Source organism: Streptomyces sp. NPDC050988 (genome assembly GCF_044456225.1).
GTDB lineage: Bacteria > Actinomycetota > Actinomycetes > Streptomycetales > Streptomycetaceae > Streptomyces.
The window spans coordinates 97,930-124,281 of record NZ_JBITFQ010000004.1; the positions used below are offsets into that span (position 1 = coordinate 97,930).

27 protein-coding genes and 1 pseudogene are annotated in these 26,352 nt (G+C 69.5%); 10 read left to right on the forward strand and 18 right to left on the reverse strand.

The window, feature by feature from the left end; genetic code table 11:
* Positions 1–56: 56 nt before the first annotated feature.
* The 3 genes from ACIBEI_RS11635 to ACIBEI_RS11645 all read right to left on the reverse strand — a co-directional run bounded on the left by ACIBEI_RS11635 (position 57) and on the right by ACIBEI_RS11645 (position 4,947).
* A complete protein-coding gene (locus tag ACIBEI_RS11635; RefSeq protein ID WP_398887562.1) occupies positions 57–1,115 on the reverse strand; it encodes an ABC transporter substrate-binding protein in 1,059 nt (352 codons plus the stop codon).
* Positions 1,116–1,285: 170 nt separating this feature from the next.
* The gene (locus ACIBEI_RS11640) at positions 1,286–2,905 is read right to left on the reverse strand and encodes a protein kinase (protein WP_398887564.1); all 1,620 of its coding nucleotides are present in this window, start codon (positions 2,903–2,905) and stop codon (positions 1,286–1,288) included.
* 209 nt (positions 2,906–3,114) lie between these two features.
* On the reverse strand, positions 3,115–4,947 hold the full coding sequence (locus ACIBEI_RS11645) for a tetratricopeptide repeat protein (protein WP_398887566.1): 1,833 nt from the start codon (positions 4,945–4,947) through the stop codon (positions 3,115–3,117).
* A gap of 371 nt (positions 4,948–5,318) precedes the next feature.
* Here ACIBEI_RS11645 and ACIBEI_RS11650 point away from each other — a divergent pair, with 371 nt between their 5' ends.
* Entirely contained in the window at positions 5,319–6,554 is a 1,236-nt protein-coding gene (locus tag ACIBEI_RS11650) for an FAD-dependent monooxygenase (protein ID WP_398887568.1), read from the forward strand.
* Here ACIBEI_RS11650 and ACIBEI_RS11655 read toward each other — a convergent pair.
* A complete protein-coding gene (locus tag ACIBEI_RS11655; RefSeq protein WP_398887570.1) occupies positions 6,529–7,518 on the reverse strand; it encodes an LLM class flavin-dependent oxidoreductase in 990 nt (329 codons plus the stop codon). The genes ACIBEI_RS11650 and ACIBEI_RS11655 overlap by 26 nt on opposite strands.
* Positions 7,519–7,670: 152 nt before the next feature.
* Positions 7,671–8,606, reverse strand: coding sequence for an SDR family oxidoreductase (locus tag ACIBEI_RS11660; RefSeq protein WP_398887572.1), 936 nt, complete (start codon positions 8,604–8,606; stop codon positions 7,671–7,673).
* A gap of 229 nt (positions 8,607–8,835) precedes the next feature.
* Between ACIBEI_RS11660 and ACIBEI_RS11665 the strand changes: the two genes are divergently transcribed.
* Positions 8,836–9,402, forward strand: a complete 567-nt coding sequence (locus tag ACIBEI_RS11665) for a TetR/AcrR family transcriptional regulator (protein ID WP_398887574.1) — start codon at positions 8,836–8,838, stop codon at positions 9,400–9,402.
* A 171-nt stretch (positions 9,403–9,573) separates the two neighbouring features.
* On the opposite strand, the gene ACIBEI_RS11670 is transcribed toward ACIBEI_RS11665, so the two are convergent.
* From ACIBEI_RS11670 to ACIBEI_RS11690, 5 genes are all read right to left on the reverse strand, one after another.
* Positions 9,574–9,927 carry a hypothetical protein gene (locus ACIBEI_RS11670; protein ID WP_398887576.1) on the reverse strand — a complete coding sequence of 118 codons (354 nt, stop codon included), beginning with the start codon at positions 9,925–9,927 and terminating at the stop codon, positions 9,574–9,576.
* A gap of 273 nt (positions 9,928–10,200) precedes the next feature.
* Entirely contained in the window at positions 10,201–10,554 is a 354-nt protein-coding gene (locus ACIBEI_RS11675) for a DUF4291 family protein (RefSeq protein ID WP_398887578.1), read from the reverse strand.
* Positions 10,555–10,657: 103 nt separating this feature from the next.
* Positions 10,658–10,852 (reverse strand): hypothetical protein, encoded by a 195-nt coding sequence (locus ACIBEI_RS11680; protein WP_398887580.1) that lies wholly within the window; start codon positions 10,850–10,852, stop codon positions 10,658–10,660.
* A 115-nt stretch (positions 10,853–10,967) separates the two neighbouring features.
* Entirely contained in the window at positions 10,968–12,245 is a 1,278-nt protein-coding gene (locus ACIBEI_RS11685) for a hypothetical protein (RefSeq protein ID WP_398887582.1), read from the reverse strand.
* A gap of 354 nt (positions 12,246–12,599) precedes the next feature.
* Entirely contained in the window at positions 12,600–13,475 is an 876-nt protein-coding gene (locus tag ACIBEI_RS11690; RefSeq protein WP_398887584.1) for a PhzF family phenazine biosynthesis protein, read from the reverse strand.
* 301 nt (positions 13,476–13,776) lie between these two features.
* On the opposite strand from ACIBEI_RS11690, the pseudogene ACIBEI_RS11695 reads away from it, so the two are divergent.
* Positions 13,777–14,172: pseudogene (locus tag ACIBEI_RS11695) on the forward strand (DUF4291 family protein); the annotation flags it as partial.
* Between the two features lie 97 nt (positions 14,173–14,269).
* Here the strand turns inward: ACIBEI_RS11695 and ACIBEI_RS11700 are convergent.
* A complete protein-coding gene (locus ACIBEI_RS11700; protein WP_398887586.1) occupies positions 14,270–14,479 on the reverse strand; it encodes a hypothetical protein in 210 nt (69 codons plus the stop codon).
* A gap of 19 nt (positions 14,480–14,498) precedes the next feature.
* On the opposite strand from ACIBEI_RS11700, the gene ACIBEI_RS11705 reads away from it, so the two are divergent.
* The 3 genes from ACIBEI_RS11705 to ACIBEI_RS11715 all read left to right on the forward strand — a co-directional run bounded on the left by ACIBEI_RS11705 (position 14,499) and on the right by ACIBEI_RS11715 (position 16,325).
* Positions 14,499–15,161 (forward strand): hypothetical protein, encoded by a 663-nt coding sequence (locus ACIBEI_RS11705; protein ID WP_398887588.1) that lies wholly within the window; start codon positions 14,499–14,501, stop codon positions 15,159–15,161.
* 249 nt (positions 15,162–15,410) lie between these two features.
* Positions 15,411–15,923 carry a peptide-methionine (S)-S-oxide reductase MsrA gene (gene msrA / locus ACIBEI_RS11710; RefSeq protein WP_398887590.1) on the forward strand — a complete coding sequence of 171 codons (513 nt, stop codon included), beginning with the start codon at positions 15,411–15,413 and terminating at the stop codon, positions 15,921–15,923.
* 207 nt (positions 15,924–16,130) lie between these two features.
* Positions 16,131–16,325 carry a hypothetical protein gene (locus tag ACIBEI_RS11715; RefSeq protein WP_398887592.1) on the forward strand — a complete coding sequence of 65 codons (195 nt, stop codon included), beginning with the start codon at positions 16,131–16,133 and terminating at the stop codon, positions 16,323–16,325.
* 60 nt (positions 16,326–16,385) lie between these two features.
* On the opposite strand, the gene ACIBEI_RS11720 is transcribed toward ACIBEI_RS11715, so the two are convergent.
* The 4 genes from ACIBEI_RS11720 to ACIBEI_RS11735 form a co-directional block, all read right to left on the reverse strand.
* Positions 16,386–17,591, reverse strand: a complete 1,206-nt coding sequence (locus ACIBEI_RS11720) for a Shedu anti-phage system protein SduA domain-containing protein (RefSeq protein ID WP_398887594.1) — start codon at positions 17,589–17,591, stop codon at positions 16,386–16,388.
* A 172-nt stretch (positions 17,592–17,763) separates the two neighbouring features.
* Positions 17,764–18,102 carry a hypothetical protein gene (locus ACIBEI_RS11725; RefSeq protein ID WP_398887596.1) on the reverse strand — a complete coding sequence of 113 codons (339 nt, stop codon included), beginning with the start codon at positions 18,100–18,102 and terminating at the stop codon, positions 17,764–17,766.
* On the reverse strand, positions 18,095–18,652 hold the full coding sequence (gene msrA / locus ACIBEI_RS11730; protein WP_398887598.1) for a peptide-methionine (S)-S-oxide reductase MsrA: 558 nt from the start codon (positions 18,650–18,652) through the stop codon (positions 18,095–18,097). The genes ACIBEI_RS11725 and msrA (ACIBEI_RS11730) overlap by 8 nt, the downstream gene beginning before the upstream one ends.
* A gap of 181 nt (positions 18,653–18,833) precedes the next feature.
* The gene (locus tag ACIBEI_RS11735) at positions 18,834–19,955 is read right to left on the reverse strand and encodes a hypothetical protein (RefSeq protein ID WP_398887600.1); all 1,122 of its coding nucleotides are present in this window, start codon (positions 19,953–19,955) and stop codon (positions 18,834–18,836) included.
* A 266-nt stretch (positions 19,956–20,221) separates the two neighbouring features.
* Here ACIBEI_RS11735 and ACIBEI_RS11740 point away from each other — a divergent pair, with 266 nt between their 5' ends.
* Positions 20,222–21,376, forward strand: coding sequence for a cystathionine gamma-synthase (locus ACIBEI_RS11740; RefSeq protein ID WP_398887602.1), 1,155 nt, complete (start codon positions 20,222–20,224; stop codon positions 21,374–21,376).
* 83 nt (positions 21,377–21,459) lie between these two features.
* On the opposite strand, the gene ACIBEI_RS11745 is transcribed toward ACIBEI_RS11740, so the two are convergent.
* The 3 genes from ACIBEI_RS11745 to ACIBEI_RS11755 form a co-directional block, all read right to left on the reverse strand.
* Complete coding sequence (locus tag ACIBEI_RS11745; RefSeq protein ID WP_398887604.1) at positions 21,460–21,711, reverse strand: hypothetical protein; 252 nt, start codon at positions 21,709–21,711, stop codon at positions 21,460–21,462.
* Positions 21,708–22,217: a sigma factor-like helix-turn-helix DNA-binding protein gene (locus tag ACIBEI_RS11750; protein WP_398887606.1), complete on the reverse strand. Its 510-nt coding sequence runs from the start codon at positions 22,215–22,217 to the stop codon at positions 21,708–21,710. The genes ACIBEI_RS11745 and ACIBEI_RS11750 overlap by 4 nt, the downstream gene beginning before the upstream one ends.
* A gap of 140 nt (positions 22,218–22,357) precedes the next feature.
* The gene (locus ACIBEI_RS11755; protein WP_186001165.1) at positions 22,358–22,858 is read right to left on the reverse strand and encodes a MarR family winged helix-turn-helix transcriptional regulator; all 501 of its coding nucleotides are present in this window, start codon (positions 22,856–22,858) and stop codon (positions 22,358–22,360) included.
* A 162-nt stretch (positions 22,859–23,020) separates the two neighbouring features.
* On the opposite strand from ACIBEI_RS11755, the gene ilvA reads away from it, so the two are divergent.
* The 3 genes from ilvA to ACIBEI_RS11770 all read left to right on the forward strand — a co-directional run bounded on the left by ilvA (position 23,021) and on the right by ACIBEI_RS11770 (position 26,314).
* Positions 23,021–24,250 (forward strand): threonine ammonia-lyase, encoded by a 1,230-nt coding sequence (gene ilvA, locus ACIBEI_RS11760; RefSeq protein ID WP_398887608.1) that lies wholly within the window; start codon positions 23,021–23,023, stop codon positions 24,248–24,250.
* A gap of 199 nt (positions 24,251–24,449) precedes the next feature.
* Positions 24,450–25,460 carry an ATP-binding cassette domain-containing protein gene (locus ACIBEI_RS11765; protein WP_398887610.1) on the forward strand — a complete coding sequence of 337 codons (1,011 nt, stop codon included), beginning with the start codon at positions 24,450–24,452 and terminating at the stop codon, positions 25,458–25,460.
* Complete coding sequence (locus tag ACIBEI_RS11770; protein WP_398887612.1) at positions 25,457–26,314, forward strand: ABC transporter permease; 858 nt, start codon at positions 25,457–25,459, stop codon at positions 26,312–26,314. Before ACIBEI_RS11765 ends, ACIBEI_RS11770 begins: the two co-directional genes overlap by 4 nt.
* Positions 26,315–26,352: the final 38 nt, after the last annotated feature.

Sequence of the window (26,352 nt, forward strand, 5' to 3'; positions counted from 1 at the left end):
ACGGAGGCGCGAGGGGTGCGTACGGTCGCGGTGCGCGTGGTCACGTGCTCGCGGACCTACTTGGCGAGTGACTCGGTGAGCTGCTTCACGACCAGGTCGGCCGCCGTGGGGCCCGCGTTGAGGTACCAGGGGTCGTCGTCGACCTTCACGGCGTGCCCGGCCTCGACGGCCTTCATCGACTTCCAGAGCGGCCCCGCGAGGACGCTCCCGGCGTCGGTCTTGTCCTGCGCGCCCTGCACGGAGTAGAAGATCCAGTCGCCGTCCGCCACATCGATGCTCTCGGCGCCGATGTCCTCCGAAATGGCGTTGAACCGCTGGGACTTGGGCCGTCCGATCCCCATGTCGACGGCGATCGAACCGGTGAAGGAGGAGACGCCGAACATCCGGGTCCGGTCGGGCGTGAACCGCAGCATGGACACGGCGGTGTTCTTCCCGTCGACCTTCTTGCCCGCGGCGGCGGCCTCGTCCGCGTGCTCGTCGAGGAGCTTCTGCGCCTGCTCGCCCTTGCCGACGGCGTCGCCGACCAGCAGCAGGTCCCGCTTCCAGTTGATGCCGTTGCCCGCGGTGATCACGGTCGGGGCGATCTTCGACAGCTTGGGGTAGAGGTCGCCGAGCGAGTCGTTGGCGAGGATGAGGTCGGGCTTGGCGGTGGCCAGCGTCTCGAGGTTGGGCGCGGCCCGCGTCCCCGCGTCGGTCATCTTCGCGAGCTGCTTCTTGTACTGGGGGAAGGCGTCGGCGAGGTAGTCCGGTACGAGTCCGGCGTTGTCGGCGCGGGTGGTGGCGGTCGGTGTGACCCCGAGGGTGAGTACGTCGTCGAGCTGCCCGGTGCTGAGCACGGCTATCCGCTTCGGCGCGGCCGCGATCTCCGTCTTGCCCTTGAAGTGGCTGACGGTACGGGGGAATTCGCCGTCTGCTGCCTTCGTGCCCATGCCGTCGGCGAGGGCGCTGGGGGCGGCGGAGGGGCCCTCGGAGGCGCCCGCGACGGGGTTGCGGGCGCCCTTGCCGCCGCCCGCGCCGCCCTCGCTGCTCTTGTCGCTCTCCGACGACGCGCATCCGGCCATCAGTCCGCCGACCACGGTCACTGCCAGGACGGCGTTCAGTCCCGATGTGCGCACGACTCTCTCCGATTTTTCGATCTATAAGGCAAGGCTTACCTTATCCTGCGTTCCGGAGTGGCCACTTCCGGGGCCGCGCGCAGGTGACGTCGGAGGCTCGGCGCTCGGCGCTCGGTGGGCCGGTCGGCGGTTGGGTCGACGGCTGTTGGCCAACAGTCGTTGACTGTCGGCTAGTGGACGGTCTTCGCCGCCCACAGCACGGTCTCGCCGGACTTGATCACGACGTTGCCGTCGGCCTGGATGACCAGGACCGCTCCCGGATGGCCGGACGTCTGCGAGGCCCACACGGGTTTCCCGGCGCTGTTGTGGACCACCAGATTGCCGTCGTCCTGGAAGCGGGCGGTGTTGCCGGTGCCGGATGTCGCGGCGGCCCAGAGGGGGCGGTCCTTCTTGTCGGTGATCACGAGGTTGCCGTCCCGCTGCATGACCAGCTTCGTCTTGGCGGTCTGCACGGACTCTCCGACGCCCAGGTCGTACACGGCCTCAAGGGTTCTGCGTACCGGGCTCGCCGGGTTCACCGGCTTCGTGGCCCCGGCCGACGCCGAGGGCCGTGTCTTCGCGCCGCCGGAGGAGCCGTCCGACGCATCGGAACCCGAACCGGAGCCGCGCATACCGACGTACGCGGCGACCGAGACGGCGGTCACGGCGACGGCGGACGCCGCGGCGACGGCGACGACCAGCCAGAGGGGGCGCCGCCGTCTTTCGGGCGGGCCGCCCGGGACGGCCAGGACGGTGCCGTCCTGCGTCTGCCCGGCGGCCGGGTGCCCGGGGCCGGGAGCCATGGAGGGGTGGGGATGAGGGTGGTACGCGGGGTGGGGCTGCACGTGGGTCTGTGAGCCGGGCAGCAGGTCGGGCGGGAGGTCGGGCGGGAGGTCGGGCCCGGGGTCGACGAGGGTGTGCGTCGGCTGCTCGTGCGCCGTCAGTTCGGTGGCGAGGGCGGGAGGGCGGACGTCCGGCCAGTTGCCGGTACGGGCACCGAGCTGCTCCAGGCGCTTGCCCAGCTCGGCCGCGGTCGGGCGGTCACCCGGGGCCTTGGCCAGACATGAGGCGAGTACGGGGACCATGGCCGGCGGAACGCCTTGGAGGTCGGGCGCCTCGTGGACGGCCCGGTAGACCAGCGCGGCCATGGCCACGTTCTCCTGCGGGCGCGCGAACGGGCCGTGGCCGGTGGCGGCGTACACCAGGACCGCGGCCAGCGAGAACACGTCGGCGGGTTCGGCAGGCACGCCACCGACGGCCTGGTCCGGCGCGAGGAAACCGGGCGAACCGAGAACTCCGCCGACCTGGGTGTGCCGGGGGTCGTCGGCGGCCCGCGCGATGCCGAAGTCGATCAGCCGCGGGCGGTCGCGTGCCAGCAGGACGTTGCCCGGCTTCACGTCCCGGTGCGTGAGGTCGGCCTGGTGCACCGACTGCAGCGCGCCGCACAGTTCGGCGGCGAGCGAGAGGACCGCGGCCTCCGGCAGCGGGCCGTGCCGCCCGACCCATTCGTCGAGCGACGGCGCCGGTACGTACTCGGTGGCCAGCCACTGCGGACGCTGGCCCGGCGGGCTGTAGTCCACGACGGTCACGGTCCACGGCGAGCGCACCCGGTCGCTGTTGCGTATCTCGCGCGCGAACCGCTCCTCGAACCCCGGATCACTGCTGAGATCCTCGCGGATCGTCTTCAGCGCCAGCAGACGCCCGGACGGCGTACGGGACAGGAACACCTGCCCCATGCCTCCCGCTCCGAGCCGGTTCAAAAGCGGGTAGCCGCCGATGGACGACGGATCCGAAGGCTGAAGGTTCTTCATGAAAGCTGCACCCCAGGGATCGGCCTCGCCGCTCCAACAGCACGTCGCGGCCTGGTAGTTGAATCGAGAAGCAGCGTAGTTGGCGGGGCGCGCGAAGGTGGCCGAGTGTGTGTGTTGGGCCGGGTCTGTGCCGCGTTTGTGTCGAGTCTGTGGCGTGTCGTCTGTGCCGAGGCCGCGGGTCGGGTCTGTGGCGTGTCGGGTTCGCTGCCCTACGTCGCCGGTCCTGTGGGCCGGTCCAGGGCGGCGAGGGCCGCTGCCAGGCTGCCGTGGCTGGTGAGGGTGTCGGGGTGCTCGGGTCCCAAGGTGCGTCGGCGGATGTCGAGGGTCTGGCGGTGAAGCTCTGCGGCCTGCCTGTAGTCCCCGAGGTCGTACAGCGCGCCGGCCAGGTTGTCGCGACTGGTGAGGGTGTCGCGGTGTTCGGGCCCCTGAACCCGGTTGTCGACGTTCAGCATGATCTGACGCAGAGCGAGCCGCTCGGCATTCAGACCGGCTTCCTTCAGCAGATCGGCGAGAGCGTGCACCAGACGGCGGGCGTCGCCGAGCGGGAGCTGACTGTCCTGATGCAGCAGGAGAGGGATGTGGAGGGCGAGTACGCGCGCCACCGCCCAGCCGGACCGTCCGCTCGCGCGGATGTCCGTCACGGCGTCGGTGAGATGTTGCGCGACGGCAGAATGCCAACGAGTGACATCGGCGGTCTCCTCGGTCAGGGCGATGATGTTGATCTGGCGGACCAGGGGATCCAGCGTGATCGTGCGGGCGTTGCCGCTCGTCGCCGAGGCATCGGGGATACCCAGGAGCCCGTAGCGGTTCAGGCCGGCAAGCGCGGCGTCCAGGCTTCCCTGAGTGACTGTCGCTCGAAGAGCGGACTCCAGCAGACCCGGTGTGACGAGAGACAGGGGCACCGGAGCCTCCGCGAAGAGAGCGAGCAGCCGCAGCAAGGGGCGTGCCAGCGAGTGCCCTTCGTTGCTCAGTTGGTCCAGCGAGAGTTCCCAGGTGTGGCGTACGGCCTGCCGGGCCACCTCGGGGTCGGCGGCGTTGGGGTCTTCCGCCCCGAGAAGCGAGTGCATGTCGTCCAGCAGGGCGCCGCGGTACGCCATGAATGTCTGGTACCGGCTCGTGGGCCTGGTGAGGTAGGCGCTCGTCGAGTGCAGAGCCAGTGGCAGGCCGCCCAGGCGAGTGGCCAGCGCCTCGGCCTCTCGTAGCGTTCCCGCTCTGGGGGCCGCGTCCGCGAGGACCTGCGCGGCTGCGTGGACGGTCAGCGGTGCGAGTCGTAGGACCTCGGCACACGGTCCCCACGTATCCGTGCTGGTGTCCCGACTCGTCACGAGCAGGAGCCCCCCGCCCTCGGGGCGGATCCAGCCTCGGTAGTTCCGTACCTTCTCCGGCTCCGGGCCTATCCTGCTCGTCTCGTCCGCGTCGTCGATGACCATCAGCCACTTGCGGGTACGGGCCAGTTGCTGCCACACCGTGTCGGGCAGGTTCTCGTGACCCGCGTGAGCCCTTTCCAGTGCGCTCAGCGGCAGGCCGCATGCGAGGGCGACCTGGGTGAGGTACTTCGCCAGATCGACGTGATCGCGCCACCGGACCCAGAACACCGTGTATCCGGCGCTCTTCGCCTGGGCGCACAGAGTCGCGGCCACGGTGGTCTTTCCGATGCCGCCCACCCCGCAGAGCACGGCGAAACGGTCTGCGGGATTCCGTAACAGGCGGGTGAGGACGGCCAGTTCCGGCTCGCGGCCCCGCACCAGAGCCGGTACGACGTGCGGAGCCCGAAGTGAGCTCAGCCCGGTCGCGGCGGTCGCGTCGACCTGAAGCAGTTGACTGGAAACCGGCGCCTCCAGATCGAGGCGTCTGCTCGCCAGACCCAAGGCTGTGCCGAGCAGCGCGAGCAGCGCGAAGACGCACCAGGCCACCCATGGGCTGCGCGCCCAGCCGGGAACGGATTCGCTCGCGTAGTTCGTCACCGGCCCCAGCAGGACAGTTACGAGCGCCAAGGCCCCGGCCGCTGCCGCGCCCAGCCTCGCATGGCGTTTGTGTTGCACGCTCTGCCCCCTGCTGGCATGCCGTTGTAGTGCCAGCATCATGACGGAGCGCCACCACACGTGACACCCGACCGGACGTCAACAGCGTTCTTCGGCCGCCGTCCTGGCGGCACACAACAGCCCCTCGACACAGCCCTGTGAGGCACGAGTGACGCATTGCCCACTCGAAGCTGTTGCGGGCGGCGGCTGCGTCCGCCTGGCACAACGTGGGCCGAAATGCCCCGTACGGCCCTGGAGTTGTGTTCGATAGCCTGCCCGGGCCGACGGCTGGGTGCTCCGGGCGCTTGGGTGCGTGATCGTGTCGAAGTGCCGAAGTGCTGAAATGTCGGCGTGAGGTCGTGGCGGTTGAGCGGTCTTCATGGGGGCTTGGCATGCGAGCGGTCGTCGTGGGTGCGGGTATCGGGGGACTGGCGGCGACGTTGAGCCTGCGCCGGGCCGGTCATGAGGTCACGCTGGTCGAGCAGGCGGCGCGGTTCACCGAGATCGGTGCCGGGATCCAGCTCGCGCCCAACGCCACGCGTCTGCTGCGCCGGCTGGACCTCCTCGACGCGGTCGCCGCACAGGCCGCCCGCCCCTCCCACGTGAGCTTCCGCACCTGGTCCGACGGGTCCGAGATCTGCCGTTACGCGCTGGGGCGGGAGGCCGAGGACGCGTTCGGGGCGCCCTACCTGCTGCTCCACCGGGCCGATCTGCACCAGGCCCTGGCCGCGGCGGTGCCGCCCTCGTCGGTGCGTCTGAACACCGTTGTCGTGGGCATCGACCAGGACGACGAGTCCGCCTCCGTGACCACGGCGAGCGGTGAGCGCCTGCGGGCGGACCTGGTCGTGGCCGCCGACGGCATCCGGTCGGCGGCCCGCCAGTGGCTCTTCGGCGCGGACGAGGCCGTCTTCTCCAGGACCGTCGCCTACCGCGCGCTGCTCCCGGCCGACGAAGTGGCCGATCTGGGTCTGCCCGACCTCGGTATCTGGCTCGGTCCGGGCCGGCACTTCGTCCACTACTGGGTGCGTCGTGGGGAACTGCTCAACGTCGTGGCCGTCTTCACGGCCGAGGCGGAGGCTGCGACTGCGACTGCGACGGAGTCGTGGACCGCGCGGGCGGAACCGGGCGAGCAGCTGCGCGAGTTCGAGGGCTGGGACTCCCGGGTGCTCGACGTCCTCGAACGCGCGGGCCAGGTGTTCCGCTACGGCATCCATACACGGGTGCCGCTCGCGCGGTGGAACATCGGCCGGGTGACCCTGCTCGGCGACAGCGCCCACGCGATGGTCCCGTTCCAGGCCCAGGGCGCGGCGCAGGCGATCATGGACGCGGCCGTACTCGGCGACGCCCTCACGGGTGCGACCCCCGCCGACGTACCCGACGCTCTCGACCGGTACGTACGCCGCCGCCTGGCCACCGCCACCAGCATGCAGGCCAACTCAGCGCGCGCGGGCGACGACTTCCACCTCCCGGACGGCCCCGAGGCCCAGGCACGGAACGCCCGCATGGCGGCGTACGCGGCGGAGCACGTCTTCCTGCCCCAGGCGACGGGGTGGGCGGTGGACGTCCTTGATGGCCGACCACCATCGCGGGGTCAGGCCGGGGCTAGGCCGTCGTCGTCGGCGTCATGACGTGCTGCTTGACGAGTTCGTACGACCGCAGCCGGTCGGCCAGTGCGTAGACGGGAGTTACGAGCATGAGTTCGTCGGCGCCGGTCAGGTCGACCAGGTCCGTCAGCTGCTTCGAGACGGTCTCGGGCGACCCCTGTGCCTGATGGGCGCGGAAGCCTGCCAACATCCGCGCCTCGTCCGCGGTGAACGAGTGGGCCGCGGCCTCTTCGGGCGTGGGGAAGGGGATGCCGCCCTGCCCCTTGAGGAGTCCGGCCTTGATGACGTCCATCGGGCCGACGAGTCGGGCCGCCTCCTCGTCCGTCTCGGCGCACACCGTTTCCACGCAGACCAGCACGCGCGGGCTCGCGCACCAGCGGGACGGGGAGAAGTGCTCGCGGTAGTGGGCGAGCGCGGCCAGGGTGTTGTCGGGACGGATGTGATGGGCGAAGGCGATCGGCAGTCCGAGTCCCGCGGCGAGCGCGGCACCGGCCGTGCTGGAGGAGAGCAGCCATGGCTCCGGGAGCGGGTCCAGCCCGACCTCGTCCACCAGGAGCCGCAGTGTCGATGACACGTCGTCGCGGTATTCGTCGTCCGTCGTCGGACCGGCCCCGCGGCGCAGGGCCCGCGCCGTGGATTCGTCGAAGGTCCCCGGGCCCCGGCCGATGCCCAGGTCGATCCGGCCCCCGTGCAGCGCGGCCAGCGTGCCGAACTGCTCCGCCAGCATGATCGGGGCGTGGTTCGGAGCGAGGACGCCCCCGGAGCCGAGACGGATGGACGCCGTCAACGCGGCCGCGTGGGTGGTCAGTACGACGGGCGGGAACGCTCCGATGGCCGGGGAATGATGATGCTCGGCGTACCAGAGCCGCAGATAACCGAGTTCCTCGACGCGTCGGGCGAACTCGGTCGTGTCTCGCAACGTGTCCTCGGGCGGAGTACCCGTCTGAACCATGGCCACTTCGAGCGCGCTGAGCGGAACGGTGATCATTCGATCAGTATAGAAATCGTCTGCTCCCTCCGACTCCCTCCGACTCCCTCCAGCTCCCTCCAACTCCCTCTGTACGTACGGTGGATCGGCCGCTGTGCCGGCCGATGGCGGGGCCGGTCGTCAGACACCACGGGGCCGGACCCTGCGGGTGGTCAGACGGACGGGGTGGCGAAGTAGTGGCCCTTGTCGAGGTCGTCCAGGAGCCCGGGCCCGGTCGGCTGCCACCCCAGCAGTTCGCGGGTGTACGCGCTGGAGACGGGGCTGTCCATGGCGAGGAAGGCGGCCAGCCAGGTGAAGTGCCCGGCCGCGTCGTCGGGGGAGACCGAGGACGCGGGCACGCCGAGGTGCCGCCCGATCACCTCGGCGACGGCACGTATCGGCACGCCCTGGTCCGCGATCGCGTGCAGCGTGGAGCCGGCCGGAGCGTTCTCCAGTGCGAGGCGGAAGAGGTGCGCGGCGTCGGACCGGTGCACGGCGGGCCAGCGGTTGGTCCCGTCGCCGATGTAGCCCGAGACGCCCTTCTCGCGGGCGACGGCCACCACGGTGGCGAGGAAGCCGTGGTCCCCGTCGCCGTGCACCGTCGGAGGAAGCCGTACGACGGACGAGCGGACGCCGCGGTCCGCGAGGGCGGCCGTGGCGTGCGCGTTGGCCAGCCGCTTGACGGGACCGGCGGCCAAGTGGCCGCCGGTCCGGCCGGACGCCTGACCGTCCTGCTCGGTGGCGACCTGCCCAGGCGCGAGCCCGAGCGTCCCGGACGCGATGAGAAACGGGCGGTCGGAACCGGCGAGCGCCTCGCCGAACGTGTCGATGGCGCGCCGGTCCGCGTCGGCCGCGTCCTCGAAGCCGCCGCTGAACGCGATGTCGTGCTTGAAGGCGAGGTGGATCACGCCGTCGGACTCGGCGGCCGCGTCCCGCAGGGTGTCGAGATCGTCGAGCGTACCGCGGCGCACCTCGGCGCCGGCCTCGGCGAGAGCGGCGGCCGAGGCGTCCGAGCGGGCGAGCCCGACGACCTGGTGACCGGCGCCGATGAGTTCCGGAACAACGGCTGAACCGATCCAGCCGGACGCGCCGGTGACGAACACACGCATGAGGAGAACCTCCGGGTAGGTCGACCGTCCTGGCCGCGGGAGCCCGGGCTACGAGCGCGGGGAACGCACGCAGCGCACGGAACGCACGGAACGCATGCAGCGCACGGGATGCGCGGAACGCACGCGGCGCACGCGATGCACGGGCCATGCGGCCAACGAGCCGATGTCAGTGACTGACATCAACCGTAGCACCTGATGTCAGTGACTGTCATCGCGTACGATCAGGGGTATGAGTCGATGGCAGCCGGACGCGCGCGGGCGGCTTGAGAAGGCGGCGCTGGACCTCTACAGCGAGCGCGGGTACGAGCAGACGACCGCGGCGCAGATCGCCGAGCGTGCGGGGCTGACCGAGCGGACGTTCTTCCGGCACTACGCCGACAAGCGCGAGGTGCTCTTCGGGGGTTCGAGCCGGTTGGAGGAGTTCTTCGTGGACGCCCTCGCCGGCACCCCGGACACGGCCCTGCCGATCGACGCGATGGCCACGACGCTGGAGGCCGTCGCCGCCCTCTTCCTGGAGCGCCACGAGCACTCCCGGCAGCGCCAGGCCGTCATCGTGGCCAACGCGGAACTGCGCGAGCGGGAGCTGATCAAGCTCGCGTCCCTGTCCGCGGCTCTCGCCGCCACACTCCGCCGCCGCGGCGTCAAGGACCCGGCCGCGACCCTCACCGCGGAGGCCGGCATAACCGTCTTCAAGGTCGGCTACGAACGCTGGGTCGGTGACAACGGGGAACGCCCGCTGGCCGACTTCCTGCGCGAGTCGCTCAACGAACTCAAGGCGGTGACGGCGGGCGACTGACCCCGGGCGAGCAGCCGCGGTCATGGCTGCCGACATGGGCCTGCCGGAGCGGGCGGCTCCGAGGGCAGGCGGGATGTGAGGGCAGGCGGGATGTGAGGGGCGAACGGCAAACGTTCTCCGACTCCGCTGGTAACGGGAGTTGGGGCGGGAGCCGGAGTGACGAGGACGGCCCTACTCCGTCTCGCCCGGCGGCTCAGGCGCTTCTGCTTGCTCGGGCTCGCCGCGGCCGATCGTCATGGACCACCGCACCGACGAGGACGCCAGAACCGAGACGGTGCCCTTCTTCTCCGCTCCCGCGACGTTGATCTGGTGGTAGATGGTGCTTGTGGTGGCGCTTGCTTCGCCGTCGACGCATTCCAGCGGGAAGCCGACGTTCACCGGCTCTACGGAGACCTCGATCTCCCCTTCGCCCTGGCACCGAACGGCGACGATCAGGGCAACACCCCTCTCACCCTCACTGAACTCGAAAGTGCCGCTACCACGGGTTTCACCCTGACGACCGGCGACGGTCTCGGAGTCGTCCAATGCGGGTGGGGACTTCAGGGAGCCCGGGGCAGGGGCAGGGGCAGGGGCAGGGGCGGGGTCAGGGTCCGAGTCCGTGTTCGGTCTCGAGTCCTGTTCAGGGCGGGGAGAAACGGCGGCTGCCGTTGTGCCGGGAGCAGCAGGCCCCGGAGTACGTGCGACGTCCGTCCTCTGATCGGACGTGCAGGCAACTGCAAGCGCCAGCGCTCCCATCGCGAGACTCGGGCCCATCAGCAGCGATGCCGCTCTTGAAATTCGTATGACGGTTCCCCCTGGTCAGACGAGTGGGGACAACCGGTCGTGCGGCCCCCGCCCGAGGTCACCCGATCTTGTAGCGTGCACCTCAGACAAACAAGATCCCAGCGAAAAGGCTGAGGGGAACGTGAGATTCAGCTTCTGTCCGAAGCGGCCCACGCCCCGTTCCAGGCCCGCAGCAGCGGCACGTGTCGGCGAGGTCGCTCTTGCGATCCCGACCGTCCACTCGTCCGCGTAACGCTGCACGGCCTCACCGCAGAGCCCGAGTTGGAGCGAGCGGTACGCCAAGGGTTGCGGGTGCGGATCACGCTCGGGGTCCCAAGCGGTACATCGTCCAGAGGAACGACGGCTTGACCCACGCCAAGCCGCGCTCACAGCCCGTTCCGGGGCCAGGGTTCCAGGCAACTCGCGTGGAGACTCTGCCCTCTTCAGAGAAGGCTCTCGTCCCGAACTGTCCAGCCTGCACCCAACTCGCGCCTCAGAGCCTCAACGCTGCGTGCGCCTGCTGCTTGAAGAGCTGATGTTCCTCGTCGGACCACGGCGACGGATTCGGCGGATAGTCCCAGTCGATCGACGACTGATACCGCTCGGACAGCCTGGCCAGCTCGGTCCGGAGCGCCGGGGTGATCGGCAGCCGCTCCAGCTCGCAGGGGTAGCCGTACGGACTGCCCATGTCCTCTGGCCACAACGGAGTGTCTACATGACTGGTCGCCGGGGCCTGCCCGTTCTCCGACTCATTGAACGCGCTCTGCCCGCGCTCTGCCCGCGCACGCCGCTCATGTGACGCGTCAGCCCAGCAAGTTGAGGACTTCGAGATAGTCGTCGTAGGCCTCGCCGTACTGTTTGGCGGCGACAAGGAACATGGAACGGTCGGTCAAGGCCTGTCCCAACGCTTCCAGGCTCTGCTCCGTGCCTGCCATGTCGGCCAAGCCGCGTGCGAGTGCCACGCCTTCATCGAAGAGCGGGCGGAGTGGCTTCAGGATGCGGTGGCCGCGGTTCTCCCGGCAAACGGCCGAACGGATGGTGAGCCTTCGGTGCAGGGCCACCGCTTCGGGAAGATGTCCGTACGGTTCTGTCCGGGCCGCGTCTCTCAGGCCTGCCGCCTGTTCTTCGAGGGTGGGCAGGCCGTCGGCGTAGGCCTGCTTGACGTCGGGTGACCAGTCGTGGAACGGGAAGCCGAACGGAGGCGCCGGGGACCCCGGAAGCGCCACGGGTTCCGCCGACCGGCCCGACAAGGCAAACAGGGTGACCCACCACGTCAGGATGTTGCTCCAGCTCTTGCGCTCTCCGGTCTTGTCCAGCTCGGACAGAAAGGCAAGGGCGTCCTCTCGGGCGGCCCGGGCCTCGACGCGTTGCCCGGCGGTGTCCAGCATCCCGGCCTGATGGACCAGTTGCCATATCAGGATGGCCAACGAGGAGCGGTCCTCATCGACTTCGGCGCGGGTGACGCGCACGTTGTCAGCAAAGGCATCCATCGCCGCGTCGTGGCATCCGGCGGCATCCAGTTCGGCCGCCCACGCGAGCAGATCCCAGAAGGAGACCTCCGTCGAACTGTCCGAGAGAGCGGTTCGTACCGGCTTCCCCCAGAGTTCCGCGGCCTCCCGGTGACGCCCGTCCTCGGCCAGTACGGTCGTCAGCGGCCTGTGCCCGTACATGGGACTCGACACCTGGCCGTGTGCGAAACCCCACCGCCCGGCCGCGGCCATCTCCTCACATACGGCGAAGCCCTCTGCCCGTCGTCCGGCTGCATAGAGCTCGTGCCGGTACGGGGACAGAGCACGTACGAGCAACTCGGTCCTGTTGTGTTCGCCGGCTTCGATGCGCCGTGCCGCGGCAGCCGCCTCGGCGTGACGTGCCAGTCGCACGTCCGGCCGGTCCCGGACCTCTGGCGCGTATGCGTAGGAGAGCAGTGCCTCCGTCAGCCTCGGCAGGTAGGTCAGCGGACTCACCGCCGAAAGCACCCGGTACGCCTCGACCTGTTGACCGATGCTCGGTCTGCCCGATCCGAGCAGCGTCGTTCGTGCGCGCAGCACCGCATCCTGATCGACCTTCTCGGTGTGATCCATGCCGGCGATTCTGAGGGCCGGACGAGGGCCGAACAAGGCGACTGAGCTGTGCCGTTGGTCCTACGGAAACGGCCTCCGAGCTGTCATGATGAAGACGGCATCACCCCTCGGTGGGCCAACTGCCGCAGACGATTCGACGGACGCCCCGACTGGGCGGCCGACTCTTCCTCACCTGCTGCGAACGGCGCAGCGCCGAGCCAGGCTCCATGCGGCCTCACCTGAAGTGAAGTCAGCGAAGACCGTTGCTACTTGGGCTACTTGGGCCTTCTCGCTCAGCACACACCGGTAGTGCCGGTCCGGTGAACCATCCCGGTGTTCGACAGCAAATCCTGCACTGCCGTCATGGCCGGCGCTTCAGCTGATGCGAGTTCCTGTGCCGCCGACACGGACGCGCGGGTCTCCCGCGTGCAGCGTCACCGTGAGCTCACCAGGGCGGCCCAGGTCCTCGCCCTGATGCAGGGTGAGGACGGCGTCCTCGGGGACCAGGCCAAGCTCACGCGCGTACGCACCGAACGCGGCGGCCGCGGCGCCGGTCGCCGGGTCCTCGACGACGCCGCCGACGGGGAAGGGGTCACGGACATGGAAGATGGTGGCCGACTCCCGCCACACCAACTGGATCGTGGTCAGGTCCAAGCGGTGCATGAGGGCTTCGAGGCGCGCGAAGTCGTACGCGAGATCTGCAAGGCGGGCGCGCGTCGCCGCCGCGAGAACGAGATGGCGGGCGCCGGCGAAGGCGATACGGGGCAGGAAGGCCGGGTCGAGATCGGCGGCGGGCCAGTCGAGCGCGGCGAGCGCCTCCGCGAGGTCGGCGTCGGCGATCTCCTCGATGTGCGGTTCGACACTGGTGAGCGTGGCCCGCAGCGTCCCGCCCTCCTCGGCCACCTCCACCGGCACGGTGCCGGCGCGCGTCGCGAACACCAGCTCCCCGGGGCCCATCCGCTCGGCGAGCGCGACCGCGGTCGCGACGGTGGCGTGCCCGCAGAACGGCACCTCGGCCTTGGGGCTGAAGTAACGGATGCTGTACGCCCGCCCCTCCCGGCCGCCGAGGCTCTCCGGGGGCGCGGTCAGGAACGCGGACTCCGAGTATCCGAGGTCGGCGGCGATGGCCAGCATGTCGCTGTCGTCCAGGGCGGTGGCGTCCAGAATGACACCGGCAGGGTTTCCGCCGTCGGGGTCGCTGGAGAAGGCGGTGTATCGCAGTACCTCGGGCCCTGGCGCATTCGTCGTCATGCTCGTGCCAACGCGGGGCGGGGACGTGGCGTTCCCGGACGCGGGCGGACTTGGGTGGACGCGGGTGGACGCGGGTGGAGGTGGGAGCAGGCGCTTGCGGCGGGCCCACGCGGCGGAGCCGCACGTCGATATTCACTCGCGGCGAGCCCGCGTGGCACCCCAATGCAGAACCCACACCCCGCCAGCGTGTTCCCGCCAAGGCAGCCTTCAGATTCCGCGAACGCGCTGGTTTCCTCATAAGGCTTTGAACGCGGCTTGAAGACTCAAGTCAAGCCGTGCCGACTGCCTGAGGCCTGCCGGGGGTCAGGAGACAGTCCTCGCCGTCGAGATCATTCGCGACGGATTCGACTGGGCGCTGCGCCATGCCTGCCTGTCGAGTTACGTTCGCGGACTGCATCCCGATCGCGGCACCTGGCAGCGTGACCTCAAGCGCGCACCGGCCCGTGTTCAGTGGGATCCCGAACGCGATCTGCACCTGCGTCCCCTGCCACACCGCTCGCTGCAACTGGGGCTCTCGGGTGAGGCATCGTCGCGTTACGCGGACGAGTGGATCGTGTCCATCAGCGACGTGACCCCGCTCGCCAACCAGATCCACGCACTCGTCAGGGACGGCGAACTGGACTCAGTTGCCCGACTGCTACCCCAGGAGCGGGGATACCCCGCCGGCGCAGAACTCCTGGCCCACCTGCGCCCCTGACCGGCGATCAGGGCACAACTGGGGGCACCGGCCCGGGTCACATGGCGACACAGGTCTGTGAACGCCGTTTGATGACCCACGTCATGCGGTCACGCTTTCACGCGGCGGGAAAGTGGTTCTCGTGGACGGCGGGCAGGCCGATTTCTGGAGCGTGCGCCTGGTAGACGGTGATTGTGGATTTCGATTGCACCGCACGGATCCGGCGGTGCGGTTCTTCCACGGCGTACAACGTGGGGTCGGCCGGGTCCGGGTGGCGACCGATTTTCGACCGCGTCGGCGGTCGGACGGCCGACAGCCGAGTCGTCATACCCAGTAGCGTCCCATTGGTGAATCTTCACCTTGTCGACGACGTGCCCGACGGGCTGACCCGAAGAGCCCGGTCCTTTGTCAGTGCGCACGGCGTCAAGGTCGACGTCCGGCCGGTTGCGGAGCACAGGCAGTGGTGGCTCGACCGGGAAATCCCGGTTGAGGTGATCGACCGGATGGTGGCTTATCAAGAGCGGTGGGGCGGTCTGCTCCTGCCGCCCGCATCGCAGTACGACGGGGGACCCAAGTGCTTCGATCCCGACTCGCCCGAAGGCTCAGCGTCCGAAGGGTGGTGGTTCGAGGCAGGCATGCAGCGGACCGCGGTCCCCTACTCATTCATGATCGGACCGGCCGGTGAGTTCGGTATCCATGCAGGTCTGTGGACGCCTCTTCACGCGACGGTTGAGGGATGGGTGGAGTCGATAGCGCTGACGTACCACGCGTCCACGTGGGCGAAGCACATCACGAAGGCCACTGGCGATGACGTCGATCGCATCGCGCTGGACACCTACGAGCCGGTGCCAGAGGTGAGGGGGTTGGCCGACACCTGGTGGCGGGGAAGGGACTCGTTGGTGGCGATCTATTCCGGGGAGGCCGGCAGTCTCCCCTTTCCCCGGGGGCGCACAGCGCTCATCTACTCCGGCCTTGACGAGTGGGGCCTGTATGGGGGAGTCGGGCCGTAGCACTGTCTGATGTGCCAGTGGCACGGCCGTCAGCTTCACGTACCAGGGCTCGCGCCACCGGCTGCTTCTCCGTCCCGCCGGGTCCGCGATGCCGTGTGCCCCGCCCCGGCAGCGACGGCCGGTTGGGCGGGCACGGAATCGCCCGGAACCCTCGTGCGTTGAGGACAGTGGGTAAGGGATGCCGGTGGTGTGCGAGCCGATGACCACGAGTGACCGAGCTGACAGAAACAGACATTGGAAGGGGCCGTGATGGCTGCGCAGACGCAGAGGGCCGTGCTGGCGGGCGGATGCTTCTGGGGGATGGAGGAGCTGATCCGCCGACTCCCGGGTGTGGCGGCGACCCGGGTGGGCTACACCGGGGGTGACGTGCCGAACGCGACCTACCGCAACCACGGCACGCACGCGGAGGCCATCGAGATCGTTTTCGACCCCGAGAAGACCGACTACCGCGCACTCCTGGAGTTCTTCTTCCAGATCCACGACCCGAGCACCAAGAACCGCCAGGGCAACGACATCGGCCTCAGCTACCGCTCGGCGATCTACTACGTGGACGACGAGCAGAAGCGCATCGCCGAGGACACGATCGCGGACGTGGACGCCTCCGGGCTGTGGCCGGGCAAGGTCGTCACCGAGGTGGAGCCGGTCGGCCCCTTCTGGGAGGCCGAGCCCGAGCACCAGGACTACCTGCAGCGTTACCCGGACGGCTACACCTGCCACTTCCCCCGCCCGGGATGGCGCCTGCCCGCCCGCACGGAGGGCTGACCGCGAGGCGCCCCGTCGAAGGCGGAGGCGGGGCGGAGGCGAGGCAGGGGAAGCGGTCGGCCGAGACTCCGCCCCGCCGGGCCGCGTCTGCGCCTGCGGGGATCGGCGGTGCCCCGCCGACGCCTACGGGGCGGCGGTGCCCCGGGCCGTGCACGAAGGTCGCTGATGTGAAGGCTGCCCGTGACCGGCCGGTCAGAGACCGGCCGGGTGGCTGGAGAGCCAGTCGACGTGCCGGCCGCGCATCCGGTCCCGCTCCTCGGACGTGGCGAGGACGACGTCCGCACCGCCGTCGTACGGGTGGTGGATGCGGCGGAGTCCCGTATCGGTGAGGAATACCTCGGCGAGCGCGTCGTCTGCGACGCCTCGCAGCAGATCGTCGGCGCGGCCGCCAGAGGGGCGTAACGGTGGCCTGGGGGCGCGGCAGAGCTGTCGTCCAGAGGACGTAAAGGGCCTATCGGAATTTCATCGCCAGCCGTTCAGTGCGCGCTCAGCGTTGTCGACCAACTCCTTATAGGTCACGACCTCAACGCGGCTCACATGTGTGTTGAGGGTGCGTAGGGCCTCGTTGATTTCGTCTTCGGAAACGTTCGGTTGTACGGATGGGTGTCCGATCAATACGAGTGCGCTTGCTCGGCGAGTTTCGATGCCCAGTTCATCCCGGATGCGGAGTCGGTGTTCGTCCAATCCGACAAGGTAGTTCACCGCTTGGCTTACCGCGTCGTGTACTTCGGCAGTCGGCACCCAGCACCCTCGGTGTCTCTTGACCAGGGAGCCCTGGAGGCTCATGGAACGCTTCAACTCGACGATATGTAGTGCGCCATCCCCACGTATCAGGGGGATGTCCACCTCATCACCTGGCACGAGTCGACGCTGGACTGCTTGGCTCGCGAACTGTCCCCCGAAGATCCAGTGTTGACCGTCCAACGCGCGTTGCAGGTCCAACTCGCTCGCCTCGGTATCCTCAACCGCCTCGCGCAGCGCCTTCAGGCCTCTCCGGCGCCTCTGAATCTCTGCGGCGCGGAGCAACAGCTGCCCCTCCTTGTCGGCTGCCAAAATAGCCAACGAGTCCGGGGACATCACAACGCGGCGGGCAGCTTGCTCCGGGTCTTCCAGGTCGACCCTTTCGCGGAAAACTTGCTCCAGCCACGCGGCCACCTCGGCAGTGCCACGAAGTATCCGATACCGGCCGGGCCGCTCCTGTGACTGTTGCATGTACCGTGCGTCCCGGGCGACGGCCTCCACATGGGAAAGTACCTCGCTCGGGCTCGCATCGGGATGCTGGCCGAGGTACTGGTCGCCGAGTTGCATGAAGAAAGCCAGACTCGCGGAGAGCGTTCGTGCCAGGTAGTCCTGGTGTGAGCTCAACGGCTCTGTCGATCGTTGAAAGAGCCTGTATCGCTCTTCGAAGTCTGGCCGGAGGATTCGTCCTTCGGCGTAGTCCAGAGAGTCCTGTATCAGTCGAACGACTTGCCACTCGTCCGCCGTTGCCGCCTCTGAACGAGCCTCCTTCAGTAGGGTGACGAGTGCTCGGCCGCCTCTGTAGGGGCTCCTGCCACTGGCCATATGCTTGAAGACCGATTCAAGCGCGTCCTTGATCCTGGGATCGACGGCTTGCTCGGCGACGTGCTCCAGTTGCAACTTCAGCGCAAAGTCAGATCTCACATCCACACACGCGATTCTGACGCCTGGCACTGACACCGTGCCGAGATCCGAGAGAACGACAGCCCCAAGAGCGAGATGCGGCGCGTTTCTCGCCGCGCCACCGTGTGGGGCTTTGGCTCCTTGGAATTACAGGACAGCCCACAGTCACCACGTTCACGTTAAGTGCCGGCAAGTGTGCTCAGTGCTCGACGAAGCGGGGCTCCGGCCATCTGGTGATCGGCTCGCTGCGGGCCGAGTAGATCTCCAGGAGCGAGAGGTACCCGCCCGCCGTGAACACCATCACTCCGGCGTCCTCCGGTACGACGTACCAGGCGTCCGCAGCTGGATTGCCATGTATCGGAGCAGCCGGCACCTTCGTACGGTCCACCACGAGGTCGAGCGTCACGCAGCCGCAACCGCAGGTGCCCGCAACCTGCGTGTGCGGGATCTGAGCGCGCAGCGCGCTGCTCACCGGATCTGAGCCGGTCAGTAGCGCCTTCAATGTCGTCGTCGCGTCCTGCGAGAGAGGCTCAGCCATCAGCCTTGGCGACACCGAGCGGGCAGGACACACCAGTCCCGCCAATCCCGCAGTAACCCGCCGGATGGTAGGCGGTGCGGGAGGACTCGGCGGTTGCTGCCTGGGTGGGGGTGTGGGTGTGGATGGCCGAGCGGTATTGGGTGCCTACGCCGTTGCCCTGGCGGAAGCCCTGCGTGGGGTTGCGGGACTCCCAGAAGAGCTTGAGAAGGCTCTCGTACGAGATCACGGCGGGGTCGTAGACCACTCGGACCCTCTCGGTGTGGCCGGTCAGGCCCGAGCTGACCTCCTCGTACGTGGGGTGCTCGGTGAAGCCGCCCTGGTAGCCCACCAAGGTCGTGTGGACACCGGCCGGGAGCTGCCAGAACTTGCGCTCCGCGCCCCAGAGGCAGCCCAGGCCGAAGTCGGCGATCTCCAAGCCCTCGGGGTATGGGCCGAGGAGTGGGTTGCCGAGGACCGCGTGGCGCTCGGGGATCGAGTACGTCGGCTCGGTGCGCCCGCGCAGGGCCTGCTCAGGGGTCGGCAGCCGGGGGGTACGGCCGTGCAGGAACATACGATCTCCTCTCTTCAGGCCTGGATCCCGGTGGCCACAACATTTGAGCTCCCTCGGCATTTCGGGCCCAGCCGGGTCGGCACCGGTCCACCACTTGGTCAGCGGGCCGCCACCGTCACTCCGCCCGGCTCGGCCATTGCGGGCCGGGCGAGAGCGTTCCGCCCGGAGACCGCCGGCCCGCTCAGTGCGGCAGCGTAGCCGGGCTCCCCCCGTTCGCCTCGTAGCCGCCCACCGCCAGTGCGCGGTAGACCGCGTAGTCCGCCGCCGGGTCGGACGTCAGGGTCCAGGGGAGGGCTCCCACGTGGCCGTCGACGTGGACCAGCTGGGTCATGGCCTCCGACCAGCGTTCGCTGCGGACCAGGAAGAAGACCAGCAGGTGGCGGACGTGGGCGAGCATCGGGTCGTCCGGGCGGGCCGAGTGGACCGCGTAGAGGGCGCCGTGGACCGCCTTGGTCACGACCTCGCTCTGGTAGAAGCTGCTGACCAGGTTCACCTCGGGCAGGTGCTCGAAGACCGCGAAGAGGGGCATCGCGGCCAGGAGGGACCCCTGCGGCGCCCGGGCCGCCGCCGCCTCCGCGAAGGAGTACGCCACTTCGCGCGAGCCGTGCCACTTCTCGCACCAGTAGTGCAGCGCCGCCAGATGCGCTCCCATGTGCGCGGGCGCGCGGTCCAGGATCTTCAGCCAGACCTTCTCGAACTCCGCCTGAGGGTAGGCGAGTCCGCGGCCCACGGAGAGTTCGATGACGTACGGGATCGGGTCGCCCGGAGACAGCAGCGCGGCCTCGCCGCAGGCCGCCCTCGCCTCCTCCATGATGATCCGGAACTCGTCCGTCCCCGGCGACGACGTACGCCACGCCTGCTGCACCAGGAACTCCGCGTGCACCGCTGCGCCGCCCGCGTCCTTGGGATTCTCGGCCCGCCACACCCGCAGCCACTGTCCGCCGGGGGAGTCGCTCACCCCGCCGGGGCGCTGCTGCAGCTCCAGCGACGCGGCGCCCGCGAAGGCCTGCACGCGCTGCCAGCGCCGCTCGCCCTCGATCTCGGTGCCGGCCAGGAGCTGCGACGCCGCCCGGTAGTCCTGGGTGCGCTGCACGAGGTCCAGGACCTCCAGCAGGTCCTGGTCGGGGCCGGGCATGCGGATGTCCAGCTCCTCCTGGCGGAGGAAGCCGTAGTTCGCCGGGTCGGCCGCGTCCGGGTCGCCGGGGGCGACCTGTTGGATGCCACCGGCACGCCTGCGCAGAAGGTACGGCCAGAGGATGAGGCTCACCATGAGCATCGCCATCAGGACCCAGAGAATCTCCATGCCTCAAGCGAACCAGACTGGTCCGACAATTGGCGAACCTGGTCACCGATCCTGTGGAAACCGCTCGGCGGTTCCTGTGGAAAACCGTGGGATGCCCCCGAAAACCGCCGGTCGCAGCCTGGTCCCAGGCCCGTTACCCCCGGCCCGCCCAGCGATAAGGCCGCCTCGCGGCCCGACCCTGTCCAGGCCCCTGTCCAGGCCTCCGTCCAGGCCCGCCCACGCCCCATGCCGTCACTTTCCCCGCGAGCGCACTACCCTCGGTGCCCATGAGCGACAGGCACATCAGCCAGCACTTCGAAACCGTGGCGATCCACGCGGGCAACACCGCCGATCCCCTCACCGGCGCGGTCGTCCCGCCGATCTACCAGGTTTCGACCTACAAGCAGGACGGCGTCGGCGGTCTGCGCGGCGGCTACGAGTACAGCCGCAGCGCCAACCCCACCAGGACCGCCCTGGAGGAGAACCTCGCCGCCCTGGAGGGCGGCCGCCGCGGGCTCGCGTTCGCGTCCGGACTGGCGGCCGAGGACTGCCTGTTGCGTACGCTGCTCAGCCCGGGCGACCACGTGGTCATCCCCAATGACGCGTACGGCGGTACGTTCCGCCTCTTCGCGAAGGTCGTCTCCCAGTGGGGCGTGGAGTGGTCGGTCGCCGACACCAGCGACCCCGCGGCCGTACGGGCCGCCATCACGCCGAAGACCAAGGCCGTCTGGGTGGAGACCCCCTCCAACCCCCTCCTCGGCATCACCGACATCGCCGCGCTCTCGCAGGTCGCGCGCGAGTCCGGCGCCAAGCTGGTCGTCGACAACACCTTCGCCAGCCCCTACCTCCAGCAGCCGCTCGCGCTCGGCGCGGACATCGTCGTGCACTCGCTGACCAAGTACATGGGCGGCCACTCGGACGTCGTCGGCGGCGCGCTCGTGGTCGCCGACCAGGCGCTCGGCGAGGAGCTCGCCTACCACCAGAACGCGATGGGCGCGGTCGCCGGGCCCATGGACGCCTGGCTGGTGCTGCGCGGCATCAAGACGCTCGCCGTCCGCATGGACCGGCACAGCGAGAACGCCACGCAGGTCGCGGACATGCTCACCCGGCACGCGCGCGTGACGCGCGTTCTGTACCCGGGCCTCCCGGAGCACCCCGGTCACGAGATCGCCGCCAAGCAGATGAAGTCGTTCGGCGGCATGGTCTCCTTCCAGGTCGAGGGCGGCGAGGAGGCGGCCGTCGAGGTCTGCAACCGCGCCAAGGTGTTCACGCTGGGCGAGTCGCTGGGCGGCGTCGAGTCCCTGATCGAGCACCCGGGGCGCATGACGCACGCGTCCGTGGCCGGGTCTCTCCTGGAGGTCCCCGCCGACCTCGTACGCCTCTCCGTAGGCATCGAAAACATCGACGACCTCCTCCAGGACCTCAAGCAGGCCCTGGGCTAGTCACCGACGGGCTCACCGGCCGGGCAGACAGGTCACCTGGCAACAGGTCACCTGGTCGACGGGCCCGCCGGCCGCCGGTGGGCTCACCAACCGGTCAGCGGTGGAGTCGTCTCCGACGGCGGCTCCACCCACGGCTGGGCCAGCGACGCCCACACCACGAAGGCCACGACAGCCGCGAACAGCACCAGCCAGAACAGCCGCCTCGCCGCCCTCCTGCGGCGCAGCATCCGCCCGCCCCGGCGCAGCGCCTCCCCGTACAGATCGGGCGGTACGGGCGGCTGCGGCTCCTCCAGGATCCGGCGGACGTCCGCCTCCCTGCGGCTCATCGAGCTCATGACGGGGCCACCTTCGCGATCACCGGAGCGGGCTCCCGCGGCGGATGCAGCAGCGTCGCCATGGCCCGCGCGCAGATGGCCCGTACACGCTCCGTGGGCAGCCCCAGCAGCGCAGCGGCCTGCTCCTCGGCGACGCCCTCGTACATACGCAGCACGAGGATCAGCCGCTCCTGGGGAGTGAGGCAGTACAGGACGCTGTCGGGTTTCCGGTGGCTCCGGGGGTGCGCCCGGCCCAGGCCGCCGTACTGATGCCACGCCCCGCGCGCGAAGCGCACGGCAAGCTGCTGCCGGGTCCGGTCGTACGGGTCCTCGCCGCGCAGCCGGTCCCAGGAGGCGTACGTATGGGCGAGGGCGGCCGTGAGCAGGCGCCGCGCGCGCGGGTTGTCGTCCGGAGGCTCCGCCGTGAGCAGTGTGGCGGCATGCAGCAGCCGCCCTGCCGCGCCCGCGACGAACGCCTCGAACTCCCGGGCCCGGCGGGCGTTCTGGAACGCCTGCCGCTCTCGCACTGCGCCTCCCGGCTGAGGGAAACAGGGCCCTGGAGACGTACGCCGAGGACAGCCGCGTACGACAGGACCCGGTCTCATATGAGGCCAGGCGCGGGTCCCTGGTCAAGAGGCCGGGGCCGATGCGGTGCGCACGGGGTGTTTCAGGAGGGCTCCGGTACCTCCGCGGAGGGCGACGCGGCCATGCGGGCGGAGAGCGCGAGGTTGAACCGGGTGAGCAGCGTGCAGAACGCCTCGCGCTCCTCGGGGGCCCACTCCTGCGTCAGCTCGGCCATCAACTGGCGCCTGGAGGACCGCACTTCCTCCAGGCGGGAGAGGCCGCGCGGTGACAGCTGGAGCACCACGGCACGTCCGTCCTCCGGGTGGGAGGTGCGCTTGACGAGCCCGGTGTCGACGAGCGGGGCGACCTGCCGGGTGACCGTCGACGAGTCGATGCCCATGCTCGCGGCGAGTGCCTTGACGCCCATCGGCCCCTCCTTGTCGAGGCGGTTGAGCAGCAGGTATGCGGCTCGGTCCATGGAGTTGCGCACCTGGCCGACCCCGCCGAGCCGGGTCTGTTCGGCACGGCGGGCGAACACCGCCACCTCGTGCTGCAGCGATTCGAGAAGACCGGTGTCACCGACGGTCGTCATGTCCATCGACATTTCAGGTGTTGTGGGCATGGCCGGAGGCTCTATTCATGCGTGGGGCTGGGTTGGGGGACAGAGTACGCGGACGGGGGGCGGGCCGTACCTGCGCCGAGCAAACCGGTCTCGGACGTTGGTCACAGCCGGTGTGGCGCCACGTGAACTGCGAGACTGGTGGTCATGAGCTACCGCACGGCTGACTCCTTGCCGCTGGTGACCCTCGACGATGTACGCGGCGCCCAGAAGATGCTCGCGGGCGTGGCGCGGATGACCGCCATGGAGGGCAGCAGGCACCTGTCCCGGCTGGTGGGCGCGCCGGTCCACTTCAAATGCGAGAACCTCCAGCGGACGGGTTCGTTCAAGCTGCGTGGCGCGTACGTGCGGATCGCGGGGCTGAGCCCCGAGGAGCGGGCCGCCGGCGTGGTCGCGGCGAGCGCGGGGAACCACGCGCAGGGTGTCGCCCTCGCCTCCTCCCTGCTGGGTGTGCGTTCCACGGTGTTCATGCCCAAGGGGGCCCCGCTGCCGAAGGTCGCGGCGACCCGGCACTACGGCGCCGAGGTGCGCGCGCACGGCACGGTGGTGGACGAGACGCTGGCCGCCGCGCAGGAGTACGCGGCCGAGACGGGCGCCGTCTTCATCCACCCCTTCGACCATCCCGACATCATCGCCGGGCAGGGCACGGTCGGCCTGGAGATCCTGGAGCAGTGCCCCGAGGTGCGCACGATCGTCGTCGGGATCGGCGGCGGCGGTCTCGCCGCGGGCATCGCGGTCGCCGTGAAGGCACTGCGGCCGGACGTACGGATCGTGGGGGTGCAGGCGGCGGGCGCGGCTGCGTACCCGCCCTCGCTGGCGGCCGGGCGTCCGCTGTCCATCGAGAACCCCGCGACGATGGCCGACGGCATCAAGGTCGGGCGGCCCGGCGACGTGCCGTTCGGGATCATCGGCGACCTGGTGGACGAGGTCCGTACGGTCTCCGAGAACGATCTGTCCAGCGCGCTGCTGCTCTGCCTGGAGCGGGCCAAGCTGGTCGTCGAGCCGGCCGGCGCGAGTCCCGTCGCGGCGCTGCTGAGCGAGCCGGAGGCCTTCGAGGGCCCGGTCGTGGCGCTGCTGTCCGGCGGGAACGTGGACCCGCTGCTGATGCAGCGCATCCTGCGCCACGGCATGGCAGCGGGCGGCCGCTACCTGGCGGTCACGCTGCGGCTGACGGACCGGCCCGGTGCTCTGGCGACACTTCTCGGGGTGTTGTCAGTGGTGGACGCTAACGTCCTCGATGTGAGCCACGTACGGACCGATCCACGGCTCGGGCTCACGGAGGTGGAGGTCGAACTGCACCTGGAGACCAAGGGTCCGGAGCACTGTGCCGAGGTGAACTCCGCGCTGCGGAAGGCGGGTTACACGGTCATCGACTGAGGTCGTTACTCGGTCATCGACTGAGTCGGATCGGCTGTCGCCCCGGTTGGAATAATCCGTTGAGAAACGCGATACATCGCGTTATGGTGTGTCTCTGGTCACAGGTCCGCCTCGTCGCCGACGCGCTCGTCGGGCGGGGCAAACCTGAGAAAAATAGCCTCTCTTCCGCAGGATCCCCAACCACTTTTCGGAGACTGATATGCCAGGCGCCATCTACGCCGAAGGCCTGGTGAAGACCTTCGGCGACGTAAGGGCTCTGGACGGCGTCGACCTCGATGTCCCGGAGGGCACCGTCCTCGGCCTGCTCGGGCCGAACGGCGCGGGAAAGACCACCACGGTCCGCTGTCTCACCACCCTGCTCCGGCCCGACAGCGGCAAGGCCGTCGTCGCGGGCATCGACGTGCTGAAGCAGCCGAACGAGGTGCGGCGCTCGATCGGCCTGTCCGGCCAGTTCGCCGCGGTCGACGAATACCTGACGGGCCGCGAGAACCTCCACATGGTCGGCCAGCTCTACCAGATGCGGGCGAAGCAGGCCAAGGTCCGCGCGGTCGAGCTGCTCGAGCAGTTCCACCTCACGGACGCCGCCGACCGCCCCGCCAAGACGTACTCCGGCGGTATGCGCCGCCGGCTCGACCTCGCGGCGGCCCTCGTCGTCTCGCCGCCGGTCATGTTCATGGACGAGCCGACGACCGGCCTCGACCCGCGCAACCGCCAGCAGTTGTGGGAGGTCATCAAGGACCTGGTCTCGGGCGGCACGACACTGCTGCTCACCACCCAGTACCTCGAAGAGGCGGACCACCTCGCGCACGAGATCGCCGTGGTCGACCACGGCCGCGTCATCGCCCGGGGAACCGCCGACCAGCTCAAGGCCCGCACCGGCGGCGAGCGCGTCGAGGTCGTCGTGCACGAGCGCGAGCACATCGAGACGGCGTCCGAGGTGCTGCGCGGCTTCGGCAAGGGCGACACCACCGTCGAGCAGCACACCCGCAAGCTGACCGTGCCCGTCACCGGTGGCGCGAAGCTCCTCGCGGAGGTCATCCGCGAGCTGGACACCCGCGGTATCGAGATCGACGACATCGGACTGCGCCGCCCCACCCTCGACGACGTCTTCCTCTCCCTGACGGGGCACCACGCCGAGGCGGAGGACCAGGAGAACGGCACGGACGAGGATGCCAAGGCCCGCAAGGACAAGAAGGAGACCGCCAAGTGAGCGCCGTCACAGACGCCGTGCGGACCGCTGCCCCGGGAGGCTCGTTCGGCCAGTCCGTCCGGGACTCCCTGGTCGTGGCCAAGCGGAACCTGATCCGCATGACCCGTATCCCCGAGATGATCCTCTTCGGCCTGATCCAGCCAGTGATGTTCGTGGTGCTGTTCACGTACGTCTTCGGCGGCTCGATGCAGATCGGGGACACCACCAATCCGGACGTCTACAAGAACTTCCTGATGGCCGGCATCTTCGCGCAGACCGTCACCTTCGCCACCGCGGGCGCCGGGGCAGGCATCGCGGACGACATGCACAAGGGCCTCATCGACCGGTTCCGCTCGCTGCCCATGGCGCGCGGTGCGGTGCTGACCGGCCGCACCGTCGCGGATCTCGTCCAGACGGCCCTGACGCTGCTCGTCCTCGCGATGGTCGCGCTGCTCGTGGGCTGGCGTCCCGGCTCCATGGAGCCGACCAACTTCGGGAAGATCATGGGCGGCTTCGGCCTGCTCCTGCTGCTCGGGTACGCGTTCACCTGGATCGGCGCCCTGATCGGACTGTCCGTGCGCACCCCGGAGGCGGCGACCTCGGGTGGTCTGATCTGGCTCTTTCCGGTGACGTTCCTGTCCAACGCGTTCGTGGACTCCAGCAAGATGACGCCCTGGCTGCGCCACATCGCCGACTGGAACCCGTTCAGCGCGACCGTTCAGGCCTGCCGCAAGCTCTTCGGCGACCCCGGCCTGTCCACGTCCGGCGCCTGGCCCATGCAGCACCCGGTCTGGGCCTCGCTGATCTACTCGATCCTGATCGTCATCATCTTCCGGACGCTGGCGGTGCGGAAGTACCGCTCGGCGGCGGCCTGAGGCGCGGCGGGCCCGCCCGGAGCATGATCATGGTGAAG

Coding starts and splice junctions, on each gene's coding strand:
- ACIBEI_RS11640 (WP_398887564.1), bottom strand. CDS start 2,905: ATGAAGAACCTTCAGCCTTCGGATCCGTCGTCCATCGGCGGCTACCCG.
- ACIBEI_RS11650 (WP_398887568.1), top strand. CDS start 5,319: ATGCGAGCGGTCGTCGTGGGTGCGGGTATCGGGGGACTGGCGGCGACG.
- ACIBEI_RS11655 (WP_398887570.1), bottom strand. CDS start 7,518: ATGATCACCGTTCCGCTCAGCGCGCTCGAAGTGGCCATGGTTCAGACG.
- ACIBEI_RS11660 (WP_398887572.1), bottom strand. CDS start 8,606: ATGCGTGTGTTCGTCACCGGCGCGTCCGGCTGGATCGGTTCAGCCGTT.
- ACIBEI_RS11665 (WP_398887574.1), top strand. CDS start 8,836: ATGAGTCGATGGCAGCCGGACGCGCGCGGGCGGCTTGAGAAGGCGGCG.
- ACIBEI_RS11680 (WP_398887580.1), bottom strand. CDS start 10,852: ATGGGCAGTCCGTACGGCTACCCCTGCGAGCTGGAGCGGCTGCCGATC.
- ACIBEI_RS11685 (WP_398887582.1), bottom strand. CDS start 12,245: ATGGATCACACCGAGAAGGTCGATCAGGATGCGGTGCTGCGCGCACGA.
- ACIBEI_RS11690 (WP_398887584.1), bottom strand. CDS start 13,475: ATGACGACGAATGCGCCAGGGCCCGAGGTACTGCGATACACCGCCTTC.
- ACIBEI_RS11700 (WP_398887586.1), bottom strand. CDS start 14,479: ATGACGACTCGGCTGTCGGCCGTCCGACCGCCGACGCGGTCGAAAATC.
- msrA (WP_398887590.1), top strand. CDS start 15,411: ATGGCTGCGCAGACGCAGAGGGCCGTGCTGGCGGGCGGATGCTTCTGG.
- ACIBEI_RS11725 (WP_398887596.1), bottom strand. CDS start 18,102: ATGGCTGAGCCTCTCTCGCAGGACGCGACGACGACATTGAAGGCGCTA.
- msrA (WP_398887598.1), bottom strand. CDS start 18,652: ATGTTCCTGCACGGCCGTACCCCCCGGCTGCCGACCCCTGAGCAGGCC.
- ACIBEI_RS11735 (WP_398887600.1), bottom strand. CDS start 19,955: ATGGAGATTCTCTGGGTCCTGATGGCGATGCTCATGGTGAGCCTCATC.
- ACIBEI_RS11740 (WP_398887602.1), top strand. CDS start 20,222: ATGAGCGACAGGCACATCAGCCAGCACTTCGAAACCGTGGCGATCCAC.
- ACIBEI_RS11745 (WP_398887604.1), bottom strand. CDS start 21,711: ATGAGCTCGATGAGCCGCAGGGAGGCGGACGTCCGCCGGATCCTGGAG.
- ACIBEI_RS11755 (WP_186001165.1), bottom strand. CDS start 22,858: ATGTCGATGGACATGACGACCGTCGGTGACACCGGTCTTCTCGAATCG.
- ilvA (WP_398887608.1), top strand. CDS start 23,021: ATGAGCTACCGCACGGCTGACTCCTTGCCGCTGGTGACCCTCGACGAT.
- ACIBEI_RS11765 (WP_398887610.1), top strand. CDS start 24,450: ATGCCAGGCGCCATCTACGCCGAAGGCCTGGTGAAGACCTTCGGCGAC.